The following is a 13636-nucleotide window of genomic DNA, read 5'->3' on the forward strand; positions in this document are numbered from 1 at the left end:
CTGTATCTGAGCGAGAGTGGCAGCAGTCGTGCCCGCACGCAGAGCGCGATCAGTGATGCCGAGATCGAGATTACGAACCCTGATCAGCAGAAGCAGGCTATCGCGGGGCTGAACCGCGATGCGACGAATCTGAACGGTCGGGTGGATCAGACGCCAGACATCCAGCAGAGCTTGCAGAGTCAAGGCGAGCTGATGAGCGCGATGCGTGACGCCGGCGAGGCGGTTGCGCGGCGGATCGGGGACGTGGCCGATGCCAAGCGCGACGCCTTGCTCCAGGCGGCTAGCGAGAGCGACGATCCGCAACTGAAGCAGCAGTATTTGGCCGAAGCGGCCCAATGGGATGAGAGCGGGCGCTACCGCGTTGGCCTGCAGAGCGCGGGCGGCTCGCTGGTGGGAGGCATTGGCGGGGGGCTGTTGGGGGCGGCGCAAAGTGGCGCGGGGTCGTTGGTATCGGCGTTGCTGGCGAATAAGCTTGATGCGGTGAGCCGGCAGATTGCGGATCAGAAGCCGACCGGCAATGCGGACTTGGACAAGACGCTGGGCAACATTGTGGCGAATGTGATGTCGAGCGTGGCGGGGGGCGTGGTTGGGGGAACGCAGGGTGCGCAGGCGGCGTATAACGTCGATCGGTTTAACAGGCAGTTGCATCCGCAGGAAAAAGCGTTGGCCCAACAGCTTGCAGAAAAGAGTGGTGACAAATACAGCCAGCAGCAGATCGAAGACCAGATGCGGCAGATGTCGATGACAGAAGGTGGCCAAACTTATGCCGGAAGTCCCGACACCTTGATCGGTGAACAGCGTCCGACGGATGCAGAGGCCAAGTGGGTATATGCAGGTGAGACTGCGGACGGTAAGCCAATCCTAACTCAGGCGACGGTAACGAATAATGCTGAGCTGCAGCGGTATATCGTGGATGCGATGAGCAGCAGCGATGTGCCAAGCACGATCAGCTACACCGCGGCGCCCATGCAACCAGAGCTAGGACCGCGAAGGTATGCGCTCAAGCCCCCGAAGCCCTGTGCGACGGCAGAGTGTGCAGCGGGACTAACGCCAGCGGGAATGCTTTATTATCCGCCGGATTTGCCGAAGGAGCAGATTGCGGATACTGCTGCTGCTTTATCGACAGCAGCTGGCCGGTTTGGTGCGACAACGGGTGCGATTGCGGCCATACCTTCGCCGTATGCTCCTGCTGCTACGACACTTACACTCAGTGCGGCAATGGTTGGTTTGGGAGCTAGTGCTGTGGAGCAAGTGTTCAGGCCGAATCCGGTTGCGTTTGGGGTTGATAGTTTTATCGATCTTGGAACTTTCACTGCAACAGAGAAGTATCCGCTTTGGGGGCCAGTGATCAACGAGCTAGGAAATTACATAAAAGGATCGGACTGGGTAATCAAGCAAAAAAATCAGAAATTCTGAAAAAATGAAAAGATTTAAGATTATTGACAACGGCAACCTAACTAGGAGCGTCCGCATTGGATTTTACGTAATCGGTGTAGGGCTTGGATACATAAGTCTGGAGTATTGGCACTCAGCACTACTTTTTACATTAGGTCTGTTTCTTGCCGCGATAGCAGGGTATTCTAGTCGAGCGGCCATGCTCAAGATTAAGCCGCTCGACAGCTCTTATCATAAAGCTCGGGAGAGCTATAAGGAAAAGGGGGGGGGTACTGAGAAGGACAGGACAAAATAGATACGAGGTTTAACTAAGCTTACCTCGTACACATCTTAGGTGCGACATCACGACATCGCTGAAACTGGAAAGCTTGGTACGCCTCGAACTTCGCCGAATTCGGCATCAAGGCCAGCGCTCTTGCTGGTCTGCACTTACACTTTTTCCTGCAAACTAGGCTACTCGCGAAGCCGGGCGACATGGGCGCGTTCATTACCTCGGCTGAGTGGATGGACGTGAACTACGGTTCAGCACTGCGCCGGCTGCTACTTGAGGAACTGGGCGGCATTGCCCTGCACGTGCTTGAGCCAACCGTCGAAGCCTTTCCTGGTACGGCGACGACTGCTGCGATCACATGCTTTCGCGTCGGGGAGATGGATGAGCCGGTGCGCGTTCGCGACGTCGGCGAGCTGGAACAACTTAACGGCCTGACCAAGGGAGCCGAGATTCCGCGCGAGCGGCTACAAGCCGCTCCGCGCTGGTCGATCATTGTTCGACCGTCTGAGCCTGCTATGGCCGGCGACATCGAGCTTGGCGAGCTGTTCCGCGTGCACCGAGGTCAGGTCACAGGCGCAAACGATATCTGGATTGCAGGCGAGCACGCAAAGGATCTGCCTGAGCGCGTCAAGCTGCCGACAGTCACTAAGGCCAAGGATTTGATCCTAGCTGGTGCTCAGCTGCAGTCGGCAGAAGCCCTACGGCGTGTGATTGATCTTCCTGCCGAGTTGGATGATTTCACCAAGGAAGAGTGTTGCCGCATCAACGCCTTTCTTTCGTGGGCGAAGCTGAACGGTGCCGATCAGAGCTACATCGCGCAACACCGCAAAGCCTGGTGGTCGGTGGGGCTCAAGGCTCCGGCCCCGATCCTTTGCACCTATATGGCTCGTCGGCCGCCGCAATTCACGCTCAACGCATGCGACGCGCGGCACATCAACGTCGCGCACGGCCTCTACCCGCGCGAGCCGCTGGCCGATGGCGTGATGGCCCGGCTGGTGACGTGGCTCAACAAGAACATCAACACGGGGAGCGGCAGAACGTATGCCGGCGGTTTGACCAAGTTCGAGCCCAAGGAGATCGAGCGCCTGCGCATCCCAAGTCTGGAAACACTCCTCACATGACGAGCGCACCAACTCGATGGACCGCAGCCGAACTTGCCGAAGACGCTGCTACCTCTGCTAGCCAGTTCCGGGCTGAGCGCCTGGCCGTCTCTGACGCCTGGGAAGCGCACTACACCCAAGCGCGCGGCAACGAGGACGAGCGCGCACAGCGTCCTCATTTTCGCTTCCCCTTTGGGTAGTCCTGCCGTGCGTCGATGATGCGCACAATCTCAATCACGCCGGCACCTTTCGCTTTTCGCTAACCATGTTGCTGGTTCTCGACGCGGAATATACTGGCCTCGGTCAATCACGGCCCAAGTTCATCAGCCTCGCACTCGTGGCCGAAAATGGCTGGCGCGATTAACATTTTAAGGGCGGGACATGCCCGCCTTGCCTGTGAAGTGAGCGTTGCAGTCATGCCACTAGCAGTAGGAACCCACCGAAGCGGCTCACTGCGGCTCGAGACGTCGAGGCGAGCGCCGTAGGAATCCCCGGAATTTAAGCGGGGGAGGATGTCAAGACGGATCTCCATGGCAAAGAACAAGCACGTTTCACAAACGCCGGCCACCCAACTACTGCGACATCACCATGTCGAGTTCGGCGAGCATCTCTACGACTACGTGGAGCACGGCGGCACCGCCGAATCCGCGCGGCAGCTCGGTGTACCCGAGCATTGTGTGATCAAGACGCTGGTGATGGAGGATGAGCATGCGAAACCGCTGATCGTGCTGATGCACGGCGATCGCACGGTGTCGACCAAGAACCTGGCGCGTCAAATCGGCGCCAAGCGTATCGAGCCGTGCAGGCCCGACGTCGCGAACCGGCATTCGGGCTACTTGGTCGGCGGCACGTCACCATTCGGCACGCGCAAGCCGCTGCCAGTGTATGTGGAGCGCACGATCCTGTTGCTCGAACGGATTTACCTGAACGGCGGGCGTCGCGGTTACCTTGTGAGCCTTGCCCCGGCGGTACTCACGACACTGCTGGCCGCCACGCCAGTAGACTGCGCGAGCCCTGACTGAACGCGTGGGATTGCGGCATGCAGCGCGCTGTCTTGCGTCATGTGCCATGCTTCGTGCTTCGTGCGCCATGCGCCATGCGCCATGCGCTATGCGTTATGCGTTATGCGTTATGCATCGGCGCAGCAAGTTTTCGCGCGCGCCTGGGCACGTCCGGGGTTAGGTAGAATGACGCGCTTTGAACGAGTTGCACGTCCTCTTCCATGGCTAACCTGCTTGTCGCCGTCGCGGCGTACCTAATCGGCTCGATATCGTTCGCGGTGATCGTCAGCGCCGCAATGGGACTATCCGACCCGCGCACCTATGGCTCGAGAAACCCCGGTGCGACCAATGTGCTGCGCAGTGGCAACAAGGCGGCGGCGGTTCTGACGTTGCTTGGCGACGCTTTCAAGGGATGGCTTGCCGTGTGGCTCGTCAAGCATGTCGGCGCCGCATACGGGCTCGACGCACTCTCGGTGGCGTTGGCATCGATCGCCGTATTCGTCGGCCACCTGTATCCAGTGTTCTTCCGCTTCAAGGGCGGTAAGGGCGTGGCCACCGCGGCCGGCGTGCTGCTTGCGATCGACCCGGTACTCGGCATCGCAACCGCCGCCACGTGGCTAATCATTGCTTTCTTTTTCCGCTACTCGTCGTTGGCTGCACTCATTGCGGCGCTGTTCGCACCGTTGTTCGACCTGTTCATGTTCGGTGGCAACCCGATCGCCGTGGCCATCATTGCCATGAGCGTGTTGCTGGTGTGGCGGCACCGCGCGAATATCAGCAAGCTACTAGCCGGACAGGAGAGCCGGATTGGCGACAAAAAAGGCGCATCCGGTGCGCGGCGGTGACGGCCGGGGCCGCTAGGCAACGCGCCGCTCAGTCGCGAAAATTATTGAAGTCGAGCGGGGCGTCGCTCACTTCTTTGCGCAGCATCGCAATGACGGATTGCAGATCGTCGCGCTTGGCGCCGCTCACGCGCACCGCGTCACCCTGTATGCTGGCTTGCACTTTGATCTTGCTGTCTTTGACTAGCTTGACGATCTTTTTTGCGAGATCGCCCGCCACGCCTTTTTTAACGGTGACGAGTTGCTTGACCTTGTCGCCGCCGATTTTCTCGATCTTGCCGTAGTCGAGAAAGCGCACGTCGACCTGGCGCTTGGCCATTTTCTGCAGCAACACGTCCTTGACCTGGCCGAGCTTGAAATCATCGTCGGCGAACAGTGTCAGTTCACGTTCCTTTTGCTCGACGCGCGCATCCGATCCCTTGAAGTCGAAGCGCGTCGAGATTTCCTTGTTCGACTGCTCGACCGCGTTCTTGACCTCAACCATGTTGGCTTCCACGACTACATCGAACGACGGCATTGCATTTTCTCCCGAAAGAATTGCCAGCACGGCTGCGCGACGCCCGGTGCGCGATGCCGGGACAATCGTGACGAGCCGCTATAATGCGACACATTTTGTCATTTTACCGATGGCCTGCGTTTTGCCAAATCGCGCGCCACGCCTGCCGCGCCAAAGCGGACCGTGTGCGCGTCGGCGGCGTTGACCCATGATGGCCTTTGCGATGTCCCGATTGACTGACGCTGACCTGGCGCCCAATGCGCTGCAGGCGGACTATTCACTGCGAGATCACAATACGTTTGGCTTCGACGCGCGCGCGCGACTGGGCGGTGCGATCCGCTCGGAAGCCGCCCTCGCTGCGCTGCGTGCCGATCAGCGGATCGCTGGCATGCCGCGCCTGGTGTTGGGCGCGGGCAGCAACGTCGTGCTCACGCGCGACTTCGATGGTTTGGCGCTCGTGATCGACTTGCGCGGCAGGCGCGTCGTCGCGCAGACTGACGATGCCTACATCGTCGAGGCCGCTGCCGGCGAGCGCTGGCACGACTTCGTTGACTGGACGCTGCAACAAGGCATGGCCGGATTGGAGAATCTTGCGTTGATCCCCGGTACGGTCGGCGCCGCGCCGGTGCAGAATATCGGTGCATATGGCCTCGAGCTTGCCGAGCGCTTTGAACGGTTGCGCGCGCTCGACATGGTCGACGGGCGTATCGTGGACCTCGATGCACAAGCCTGCGCGTTCGGCTATCGCGACAGCGTATTCAAGCATGCTGCGCGTGACCGGCTGATCATCCTGTCTGTTGCGTTTCGCTTGCCGAAGCGATGGCGCGCCCGCGCTTCGTATGCGGACGTTGCAAGCTGGCTCGCCGCGAGCGGGATTGGCGAGCCGACGGCGCGACAGATCTTCGACGCGGTTACCGCGATCCGGCGTGAAAAGCTGCCTGACCCGGCAGTCCTGGGCAACGCAGGCAGTTTTTTCAAGAATCCGATTGTCGATGCCGAGCAGTTTGCGGCGCTGCGCGCGAAGGAGCCGGATATCGTGTGCTACACGCAGCGTGATGGCCGCGTCAAGCTGGCCGCCGGTTGGATGATCGATCGCTGCGGGTGGAAAGGGCGCTCGATCGGCGCGGCCGCCGTGCACGAGCGCCAGGCCCTGGTGCTGGTCAATCGCGGTGGCGCGACCGGCGAACAGGTCTTGGCGCTGGCGCAGGCGATCCGCGCCGATGTCAGCCAGCGCTTCGGCGTGGAACTCGACATGGAGCCGCTCGTCGTCTGAATCCGCGCCTCCCCCAGTGCTGGTACTGGCGAACCTGCGGCTGTCCGCCGGAACTGCGGGGCGGCTGTTGCGCATCGGGTGCTGGGCACGGCGTGTCGCGCGGATCCCGACTCGCATCAGCCGTGCGCCGCGATATGTGCGAGCGGCGTGTTGTAATGGATCTGCGCGGCGTCCTGCAACGGCCGGCTCGACGGTTCGTTCCGCCGTCGCGGCGCACGGCCGACGATAGGACTTAATGATTCAGGCGGCCGAGCATCAAGAACTCCATCAGCGCCTTTTGCACGTGTAGCCGGTTCTCGGCCTCGTCCCACACGACGCTTTGCCGACCGTCGATGACGTCGGCACTCACTTCCTCGCCGCGATGTGCGGGCAGGCAATGCATGAACAGCGCGTCAGGCTGCGCGAGCGCCATCAGTTCCGCATCGACGCACCAATCCGCGAACGCGGCCTTGCGTGCGTCGTTTTCTTGTTCGAAGCCCATGCTGGTCCACACATCGGTCGTGACCAGGTGGGCGCCTTCGCAGGCGGCGCGCGGATCGTCGGTTTCCTCAAACGATGCCAGGTGTGCCGGGTCAATCGAGGCATGATTGAGCCTGTATTCCGGCGGCGTCGACACGCGAAGCTTAAAACCGAGGATGTGCGCGGCCTCGATCCATGTATAAGCCATGTTATTCGCGTCGCCTACCCACGCGACGGTTTTGCCGCGGATCGGTCCCCGGTGCTCGTGGAACGTGAAGACGTCTGCCAGCACCTGGCACGGGTGATACTCGTTGGTCAGCCCATTGATGACCGGAACGCGCGAATTCTGTGCAAAGCGCCGCAGGATGTCCTGACCGAACGTACGAATCATAATGATGTCGACCATTCGCGATATGACCTGCGCCGCATCCTCGATCGGTTCGCCGCGACCCAGTTGTGTGTCGCGTGTGCTCATGAAGACCGCGTGGCCGCCCAGTTGGAAGATCCCGGCTTCGAACGAGAGCCGCGTGCGCGTCGAGTTTTTCTCGAAGATCATGGCCAGCGTGCGATCGTGCAACGGGTGATAGGTTTCGTAATTCTTGAACTTCTGTTTCAGAATCCGGGCGCGCTCCAGCACGTAATCGTAATCGTCGGCAGAAAAATCCCGGAACTGCAGGTAGTGGCGAATCGTTTTGGTGGAGGTCATAAAAACAAATATGGCGGACTGAGCCGGTCAGTACGCCGGGCGCCGCCGCTTGCCATGTGGATCACTCTATCCAGCATAAAGGATTTCGGTGTCTTTGACGAGCCGGCCTACGCCCGCTGCCGCGCCGGACCGGGCATGGCTCTACTTTACACTGCGCCGGACGGTTCTCATTTGCGGGCGAACGGCCGGTTCACCGACGGATAACAAAGGCGGCGCGCGCCAGCTTGCGCGTTGCGCGCACCAGCTTGCGCGTTGCGCGCTCCCTGGTTCGGCTCGACGACTATTCAGCGCGCAGGCAGGTTCAGCGCGACGGTAGCGAGAACGACGGGAAAGCGCGGACCCGGTATCCCGGGCAGGGTGGTGCGCTGCGGCAAGGGACCGCGTGCGCTATAATAAACGACTTTCGCGGCGAGCCTGCCGTCGTGGTGTCGCGCGGCAGTACGGCGTGGGAAAACACGTCCGTGCGTCGCGGAGCCTCATTTGCCCTATTCGCGGGTGCCGTCGAGTCGGTGCTGGCGGGGCTGTCTTTCAGGTGTTCCACATGGGCGACTCATCCTCAACCGAATACTTCATTCAAGGCATTACCAAGAACGGAAAGAAGTTTCGGCCGAGTGACTGGTCGGAGCGGCTGTGCGGTGTGATGTCATCGTTTGGTCCAGGGGCGACGGGGCCGAACGCGAAGCTGAAGTATTCGCTATACGTGCGGCCTGTGATGCTCGGTGACATCAAGACGGTGATCGTCGATTCGCGGCTGCGCGACATTGAGCCGATGGCTTTCGATTTCGTGATGAATTTTGCCCGGGACAACGATCTGGTGGTGACCGAAGCCTGCGAGCTGCCGATCGAACATCCAGTGCAACGCGCCGCGCCCAAACGCGAGGTCGGCTAAGCGGCGACGGCGAGCGACGGTTGTGGGCGGCGCCTGCCGCCGGATTTGCGTGGCCGCGTAGCGCCCTGCAATTTGGGTTGCCATCTCAGCGCAAAAAGCCCGCGATTGCGGGCTTTTGCTTCGACTACTCCACTCCATCGCTGCGCCACCGGTGTTGCGCCGGGCCGACTCGGTGCGTTTTGACGAACCCGGGTCTTCACACGACGCGCCCGCTTGGCGGGCCGCGCCGCGGGCGATCAACCCAACCGGCGCGTGGGGCTTTACGCTGCAGCCTGCGCCAGACCCTTGATGGCAGCGGCCAGGCGGCTCTTGTGGCGAGCGGCCTTGTTCTTATGGATGATCTTCTTGTCGGCGATGATGTCCAGCGTCTTCGACGATTGCTTCAGCACCTCGGCAGCCTTTGCCTTGTCGCCGGATTCGATCGCCTTGCGCACGGCCTTGATCGCGGTACGCATTTTGGAGCGCAGCGCAGAATTGTGTGAATTGGCTTTCGCGGCCTGACGGGCACGCTTGCGAGCTTGTGCGGAGTTAGCCATGACGGTTCCTTATCCTGTTTCCAGCGGTATTGGAGTATGAGCCGCGGGGAACGGTTGCCCGGCGGACTATCGAAACGGCGGATTATAACAATAAAACAACGGGATGCGCAATCGGCGCCCCCCTCCCGGATCGACCTAGGTAGAAGCGTCCGGTTAGCTGCAATGGCAACGGGCGCGGACGGCCCATTTACCATCGCCCCGGGGCCTGCCGCCATGAACCTGTCGCCTCGGACCGTTGCCACGGGACCGCCGCCATAGACCGCCGCCACGGATCACTGTCACGAGTCCCGGGGACGAGCAGCCACACCGCGCTGCCCTCGGTAAGCGCAGCTACCGCAGCGTGCCGTGGTCGTGTCCGTCGTATAGGGTCCGTATAATGCCGCCGCATGAATCTACTCCGCGCCCTCGTCACCGTCAGTGGCTTCACCTTGCTTTCCCGGATCACCGGATTGGCGCGTGAAACGCTGATTGCCCGCGCTTTTGGCGCCAGCTCGTACACCGACGCGTTCAATGTCGCGTTCCGTATCCCGAATCTGCTGCGGCGACTGTCTGCTGAGGGCGCGTTTTCGCAGGCGTTCGTGCCGATCCTGGCCGAGTTCAAGAGCCAGAAGGGGCACGAGGCGACGCGTACGCTGGTCGACGCGACCGCCACCGTGCTGGCCTGGGTGCTGGTCGGCTTGTCGGTGCTGGGCATCGCCGGCTCCGGGTTCGTCGTGTGGGTGGTCGCATCGGGGTTGCGTCACGACGCTCAAGCGTTCGGACCTGCGGTGACGATGACGCGGATCATGTTTCCGTACATCGCGCTGATCTCGCTGACTTCGCTGGCCTCCGGCGTCTTGAATACTTATCGGAATTTTTCGCTGCCGGCATTTGCGCCTGTCCTGCTCAATGTTAGCTTCATCGTCGCGGCGTTGGTCGTTGCGCCGCGCTTGGATACCCCGATCTACGCGCTCGCTTTCGCGGTGTTGGCCGGCGGCGTGCTGCAGCTGTTCGTGCAACTGCCGGGGCTGAAACGCGTCCAGATGATGCCCCGGATCGGGCTCAATCCGGCCCGCGCGCTGGCCCACCCCGGGGTCAAGCGGGTCCTGTGGAAAATGATGCCTGCCAGCTTCGCGGTATCGGTCGCCCAGCTATCATTGATCGTCAATACCAATATCGCTTCGCACCTGGCGCCCGGCAGCGTATCGTGGTTATCGTACGCGGATCGGCTAATGGAGTTCCCGACCGCGTTGCTGGGTGTCGCGCTCGGCACGATTCTGTTGCCCAGTTTATCTAAGGCGCACGCGGATGCCGATGCGGCGGAATACTCGGCGCTGCTCGACTGGGGCTTGCGGCTCACTTTCCTGCTGGCCGCCCCCAGTGCTGTCGCGCTGTTCGTCTACGCTGAACCCTTAACAGCCACGTTGTTCAATTATGGACGGTTCTCGGGCCACGACGTCGTGATGGTGTCGCGTGCCCTGGCTGCCTATGGGGTGGGGTTGCTCGGGCTGATCTTGATCAAGATCCTTGCGCCCGGTTTTTATGCTAAACAGGACATCAAGACACCGGTGAAGATCGCGTTGGCGGTACTAGTCGTCACGCAATTGTGCAATGTCGTGTTCGTGCCCCATCTTGCACATGCGGGCTTGTCGCTAAGCATCGGCGTTGGTGCATGCGTGAATGCGCTGCTGCTGTTCGCCGGCTTGCGTCGGCGCTCGATCTACGTGCCATCGGCCGGATGGGGGCTGTTTTTCGTGCAGTTGGTCGGCGCGTGCCTTGTGCTTGCCGGCGTGATGCGCTGGTTCAACCAGTCGTTCGATTGGGTGGCACTGGGGCACCACCCGGGTATGCGCATTGCAGCATTGGGTGCGACGCTGGTCATCCTTGCTGCGCTATATTTTGCCATGTTGTTTCTGATGGGCTTCAAATATGCATACTTCCGCCGCCGCGTGAAATAACGAGCTAATGACAACTTCCCGAATACTCGATTTTTTCACCGCATTGGTCGCGCAGGACGAGAGCCTGCCGCTGACCGAAGCCGCCTTGTCGTTAGCGCAGGATGCCTATCCGGACCTGGACGTGCAGGGCACCCTCGCGGACATCGACGCGTTGGTGGTGCGGCTGCGTCGACGCTTGCCGCAGGGCGCCGACGTGACGCAGAAGTTGTCGGGGCTGAACCGCTTCTTCTTCCGGGAGTTGGGGTTTTGCGCGAACTTAAACGACTACTATGATCCGGACAATAGCCATCTGAACATGGTGCTCAAGAAGCGACGTGGCATTCCGATTTCGCTCGCCGTGATCTACTTGGAGATGGCCGGGCAGCTCGGATTACCCGTCAAGGGCGTGTCGTTTCCGGGTCACTTCCTGTTGCGGGCGACTATTGCGGCAGGCGAAGTGATGCTGGATCCGACGACCGGTGAGTCGTTGACCGAGTCGCGCATGGTCGAGATGCTCGAGCCGTATTTGGACAAAGGCGGGCAATCGATCGCCGGCACGCTGCACGCGCTGCTGCAACCGGCCACCGAGCGGGAGATCGTCGCGCGGATGTTGCGTAACCTGAAAACGATCTACCTGCAGACCGAACGCTGGCAACGGCTGCTGGCCGTCCAACAACGACTCGTCATCCTGCTGCCGGAGAGCATCGAGGAAGTCCGCGATCGCGGCTTCGCGTATGCGCGGCTGGACTATCTGCGACCTGCCCTGGAGGATTTGGAGCGCTATCTGGAGCAGGAGCCCGACGCGGCCGATGCGACTGTCATCGAGTCGCAATTGCAAGAGTTGCGCCAGCGGACGCGGCGCGGCGATTGACGTTCCGACGCGGCAGCAACCGGTCCGGCCTCGGTCGCGGGCGCGCGCAGGTGACTGCGGTTGCAATGAGTTATTTCGGCTGCACCGGTTACTTCGATTGCACGGGTTACTTCAGCTGCACCGGTTATTTCGGCTGCATCCGGATCGCGCCGTCAAGCCGGATCACTTCACCGTTGAGCATGGGATTGTCCAGAATCTGCTTGACTAGCATCGCATATTCGGACGGCTTACCGAGCCGGGGCGGGAATGGCGCCATCGCGCCGAGCGCATGCTGGAGTTCTTTGGGCATGCCTAGTAACATCGGCGTCTCGAAGATGCCGGGGGCGATCGTCATGACACGGATTGCGCTGCGCGATAGGTCGCGAGCAACCGGCAGCGTCATCCCGACGACGCCGCCCTTGGATGCCGCATAGGCGGCCTGGCCGATCTGGCCATCGAAAGCGGCGACCGATGCGGTGTTCACGATGACCCCGCGCTCGCCATGCTCATTGGGCGGGTTGGTCGACATCGCGGCGGCCGCAAGCCGGATCATGTTAAACGTGCCGATCAGGTTCACGCCAATCGTCTTGGCGAACAGATCGAGCGGATGCGGGCCGTCCTTGCCAACGGTCTTGGCCGCCGGCGCGATGCCCGCGCAATTGACCAGGCCGCGCAACGTTCCAAGCCGTATGGCGGTCTCGATCACGGCGCGTGCGTCGTCCTCGCGCGACACGTCGCACTTGACGAAGCGGCCATCGAGTTGGTCGGCGAGCGCCTGGCCCGCCGCCTTGTTCAGGTCGGCGATGACCGGCTTGCCGCCGTGCTCGGCCAGCATCCGGGCTGTGCCCGCGCCCAAGCCCGAGGCGCCACCCGTGATGACAAAAACGTTGTCGCGGATCTGCATGTCGAGGGTCTCCTGCTGTCGATACGCGTGCAGCCTCGTGAGCCGCGCCGCATGTGCGGCGCCACGGTCGTGGCGATCGTAGATCGTTATGTCCTGGATCGTTGTGTTTTGGACCGTTGTATCTTGGATCGCGCTGTTCTGTGCCGGTTACTGCAGCGCGTCGAACACGCGTTGGCGGATCTCGTCGACGGTGCCGAGCCCGGAGATTTTCCGGTACCGGGGAGCTTTCAGCCCATTCTCGTCACCGCGCTGCGCCCATTGCATGTAGTAGTCGATCAACGGGCACGTTTGCGCGACGTAGACGTCCAGGCGCTTGCGGACCGTTTCTTCCTTGTCGTCGTCGCGCTGAACCAGGGGTTCGCCGGTCACGTCGTCGACCATGTCGACCTTCGGCGGATTGAACTTGATGTGATATGTGCGTCCCGATGTCGGGTGCGTGCGGCGCCCGCTCATGCGCTCGATGATCTCGTCGAACGGTACGTCAATCTCCAGCACGTAGTCGATCGCCACGCCAGCCTGCTTCATCGCGTCGGCCTGCGGGATCGTACGCGGAAAGCCGTCGAACAGGTAGCCGTTCTTGCAATCGGCCTGCTGAAGCCGTTCCTTGACGAGTCCGATGATCAGCGTATCCGGAACGAGCTCGCCCGCGTCCATGTAGCGCTTGGCCTCCACGCCGAGCGGCGTGCCGGCCTTCACGGCCGCGCGCAGCATGTCACCGGTCGAGATTTGCGGGATTGCAAACTTGTCCTTGATGAAGTTTGCCTGGGTGCCCTTGCCCGCGCCAGGGGCGCCTAACAGGATCAAACGCATGATGATTATCTCCGAGATTGCTTGTGAATTCTGTGAGCGGGCAGACCATCAGCGTCGCACGCGAATCTGACTGCAGCCTGACGCACGGTGCGTATGCGCGGCAGACAACTCGTCGCCAATGGGCGCCGTATATGCCGCCTGTCGCTACCGGGCGCGTGGCATAAGCGCCCGATTATGCCACGCGGCGC

Annotated in this window: 14 protein-coding genes; 8 read left to right on the plus strand and 6 right to left on the minus strand. The window is 61.4% G+C overall.

Annotated features, from left to right (window positions below; genetic code table 11):
• Positions 1-183: hypothetical protein (locus B0O95_RS16220; RefSeq protein ID WP_233202982.1), on the minus strand; the 183-nt coding region annotated here is incomplete at its 3' end.
• Between the two features lie 60 nt (positions 184-243).
• On the opposite strand from B0O95_RS16220, the gene B0O95_RS00005 reads away from it, so the two are divergent.
• From B0O95_RS00005 to plsY, 4 genes are all read left to right on the plus strand, one after another.
• The gene (locus tag B0O95_RS00005) at positions 244-1416 is read left to right on the plus strand and encodes a hemolysin (protein WP_146063944.1); all 1173 of its coding nucleotides are present in this window, start codon (positions 244-246) and stop codon (positions 1414-1416) included.
• 453 nt (positions 1417-1869) lie between these two features.
• On the plus strand, positions 1870-2787 hold the full coding sequence (locus tag B0O95_RS00015; RefSeq protein ID WP_233202984.1) for a hypothetical protein: 918 nt from the start codon (positions 1870-1872) through the stop codon (positions 2785-2787).
• Positions 2788-3296: 509 nt separating this feature from the next.
• Entirely contained in the window at positions 3297-3788 is a 492-nt protein-coding gene (locus tag B0O95_RS00025) for an aminoacyl-tRNA deacylase (protein WP_104076057.1), read from the plus strand.
• A 200-nt stretch (positions 3789-3988) separates the two neighbouring features.
• On the plus strand, positions 3989-4612 hold the full coding sequence (plsY, locus tag B0O95_RS00030; RefSeq protein WP_104076058.1) for a glycerol-3-phosphate 1-O-acyltransferase PlsY: 624 nt from the start codon (positions 3989-3991) through the stop codon (positions 4610-4612).
• A gap of 28 nt (positions 4613-4640) precedes the next feature.
• Here plsY and B0O95_RS00035 read toward each other — a convergent pair whose 3' ends face one another.
• On the minus strand, positions 4641-5126 hold the full coding sequence (locus B0O95_RS00035) for a YajQ family cyclic di-GMP-binding protein (RefSeq protein WP_076796982.1): 486 nt from the start codon (positions 5124-5126) through the stop codon (positions 4641-4643).
• 202 nt (positions 5127-5328) lie between these two features.
• Here B0O95_RS00035 and murB point away from each other — a divergent pair, with 202 nt between their 5' ends.
• The gene (gene murB / locus B0O95_RS00040; RefSeq protein ID WP_199180389.1) at positions 5329-6378 is read left to right on the plus strand and encodes a UDP-N-acetylmuramate dehydrogenase; all 1050 of its coding nucleotides are present in this window, start codon (positions 5329-5331) and stop codon (positions 6376-6378) included.
• 232 nt (positions 6379-6610) lie between these two features.
• On the opposite strand, the gene argF is transcribed toward murB, so the two are convergent.
• A complete protein-coding gene (gene argF, locus B0O95_RS00045; RefSeq protein ID WP_104076060.1) occupies positions 6611-7543 on the minus strand; it encodes an ornithine carbamoyltransferase in 933 nt (310 codons plus the stop codon).
• 541 nt (positions 7544-8084) lie between these two features.
• Between argF and B0O95_RS00050 the strand changes: the two genes are divergently transcribed.
• Positions 8085-8432 (plus strand): DUF3579 domain-containing protein, encoded by a 348-nt coding sequence (locus B0O95_RS00050; RefSeq protein WP_076785401.1) that lies wholly within the window; start codon positions 8085-8087, stop codon positions 8430-8432.
• 260 nt (positions 8433-8692) lie between these two features.
• Here the strand turns inward: B0O95_RS00050 and rpsT are convergent, their stop codons facing one another.
• The gene (rpsT, locus tag B0O95_RS00055) at positions 8693-8968 is read right to left on the minus strand and encodes a 30S ribosomal protein S20 (protein WP_013434237.1); all 276 of its coding nucleotides are present in this window, start codon (positions 8966-8968) and stop codon (positions 8693-8695) included.
• Between the two features lie 386 nt (positions 8969-9354).
• On the opposite strand from rpsT, the gene murJ reads away from it, so the two are divergent.
• Positions 9355-10905 (plus strand): murein biosynthesis integral membrane protein MurJ, encoded by a 1551-nt coding sequence (gene murJ / locus B0O95_RS00060; RefSeq protein ID WP_104076061.1) that lies wholly within the window; start codon positions 9355-9357, stop codon positions 10903-10905.
• 7 nt (positions 10906-10912) lie between these two features.
• Positions 10913-11755: a SirB1 family protein gene (locus B0O95_RS00065; protein WP_104076062.1), complete on the plus strand. Its 843-nt coding sequence runs from the start codon at positions 10913-10915 to the stop codon at positions 11753-11755.
• A 124-nt stretch (positions 11756-11879) separates the two neighbouring features.
• On the opposite strand, the gene B0O95_RS00070 is transcribed toward B0O95_RS00065, so the two are convergent.
• Together B0O95_RS00070 and adk are read right to left on the minus strand one after the other, a co-directional pair.
• The gene (locus tag B0O95_RS00070; protein WP_104076063.1) at positions 11880-12638 is read right to left on the minus strand and encodes a 3-hydroxyacyl-CoA dehydrogenase; all 759 of its coding nucleotides are present in this window, start codon (positions 12636-12638) and stop codon (positions 11880-11882) included.
• 147 nt (positions 12639-12785) lie between these two features.
• Positions 12786-13448 carry an adenylate kinase gene (adk, locus tag B0O95_RS00075; protein ID WP_104076064.1) on the minus strand — a complete coding sequence of 221 codons (663 nt, stop codon included), beginning with the start codon at positions 13446-13448 and terminating at the stop codon, positions 12786-12788.
• Between the last annotated feature and the right edge of the window lie 188 nt (positions 13449-13636).

Source organism: Mycetohabitans endofungorum (assembly GCF_002927045.1).
Taxonomy (GTDB): domain Bacteria; phylum Pseudomonadota; class Gammaproteobacteria; order Burkholderiales; family Burkholderiaceae; genus Mycetohabitans; species Mycetohabitans endofungorum.

What these genes read in the sequence shown, in the direction of transcription:
- adk (WP_104076064.1), bottom strand. Translation starts at nt 13,448, where the DNA reads ATGCGTTTGATCCTGTTAGGCGCCCCTGGCGCGGGCAAGGGCACCCAG.
- B0O95_RS00035 (WP_076796982.1), bottom strand. Translation starts at nt 5,126, where the DNA reads ATGCCGTCGTTCGATGTAGTCGTGGAAGCCAACATGGTTGAGGTCAAG.
- B0O95_RS00015 (WP_233202984.1), top strand. Translation starts at nt 1,870, where the DNA reads ATGGGCGCGTTCATTACCTCGGCTGAGTGGATGGACGTGAACTACGGT.
- murB (WP_199180389.1), top strand. Translation starts at nt 5,329, where the DNA reads ATGTCCCGATTGACTGACGCTGACCTGGCGCCCAATGCGCTGCAGGCG.
- B0O95_RS00070 (WP_104076063.1), bottom strand. Translation starts at nt 12,638, where the DNA reads ATGCAGATCCGCGACAACGTTTTTGTCATCACGGGTGGCGCCTCGGGC.
- plsY (WP_104076058.1), top strand. Translation starts at nt 3,989, where the DNA reads ATGGCTAACCTGCTTGTCGCCGTCGCGGCGTACCTAATCGGCTCGATA.
- B0O95_RS00065 (WP_104076062.1), top strand. Translation starts at nt 10,913, where the DNA reads ATGACAACTTCCCGAATACTCGATTTTTTCACCGCATTGGTCGCGCAG.
- B0O95_RS00025 (WP_104076057.1), top strand. Translation starts at nt 3,297, where the DNA reads ATGGCAAAGAACAAGCACGTTTCACAAACGCCGGCCACCCAACTACTG.
- rpsT (WP_013434237.1), bottom strand. Translation starts at nt 8,968, where the DNA reads ATGGCTAACTCCGCACAAGCTCGCAAGCGTGCCCGTCAGGCCGCGAAA.
- murJ (WP_104076061.1), top strand. Translation starts at nt 9,355, where the DNA reads ATGAATCTACTCCGCGCCCTCGTCACCGTCAGTGGCTTCACCTTGCTT.
- B0O95_RS00050 (WP_076785401.1), top strand. Translation starts at nt 8,085, where the DNA reads ATGGGCGACTCATCCTCAACCGAATACTTCATTCAAGGCATTACCAAG.
- argF (WP_104076060.1), bottom strand. Translation starts at nt 7,543, where the DNA reads ATGACCTCCACCAAAACGATTCGCCACTACCTGCAGTTCCGGGATTTT.